1 protein-coding gene is annotated in these 758 nt (G+C 43.0%); it reads right to left on the bottom strand.

Translation table 11 applies throughout. The features are described 5' to 3' along the window. The coding region (locus tag H4J75_RS19640; RefSeq protein WP_182223061.1) for a tandem-95 repeat protein at positions 1-758 on the bottom strand (758 nt) is incomplete at both ends.

Genomic DNA, 758 nt, shown 5'->3' on the forward strand with positions numbered 1-758 from the left:
GTAACGGTATCACCTGCATTATAGGTATTCCCACCAACCGTAAAGCTTGTAACAGTTAGTGGACCATCTGCTGTTTCTGCATTATCAAGGACATTGCCTGTGGCTGTTGTGTCTTCAGCTATCGTGACAGTTTCACTATCATCACTTAAATCTGAAACTGGTGTCACTGAAATTGTTAAGGTAGAAATTTCGGTATCACCGACACCATCAGTAACGGTGTAGCTGATCACTGGCACAGCACCATTAAAGTTATCATTCGGTGTAAAGGTGTAGCTACCATTGGTATTTAAAGTTAACTCACCTTCCGCAAGAGTAACCGTATCACCTGCATTGTACGTAATCCCACCAACAGTAAAGCTGGTGACGGTCATTGGACCGTCTGCTGTTGCTGCATTATCTAACACATTGCCTGTGGCGGTTGTATCTTCTGCGACACTTACGGTTTCATTATCGTCACTTAGATCAGAAACTGGTGTCACTGAAATTGTAAGCGTAGAACTCTGAGTGTCACCGGCGCCATCTGTGACAGTATAAGTAATAACAGGCACAACACCATTGAAATTGTCATTGGGTGTAAAAGTGTAGCTACCGTCTGTATTTAAAGTGAGTTCACCTTCAGTGAGAGTAACTGTATCACCTGCATTATACGTATTCCCATCAACAGTAAAACTCGTTACGGTTAACGGTCCATCTGCAGTTGCTGCATTATCTAACACATTGCCTGTGGCGGTTGTATCTTCTACGACAGAAACAGTTTC

The sequence above is a fragment of the Colwellia sp. BRX10-1 genome, from assembly GCF_014077545.1.
Lineage (GTDB): Bacteria > Pseudomonadota > Gammaproteobacteria > Enterobacterales > Alteromonadaceae > Colwellia_A.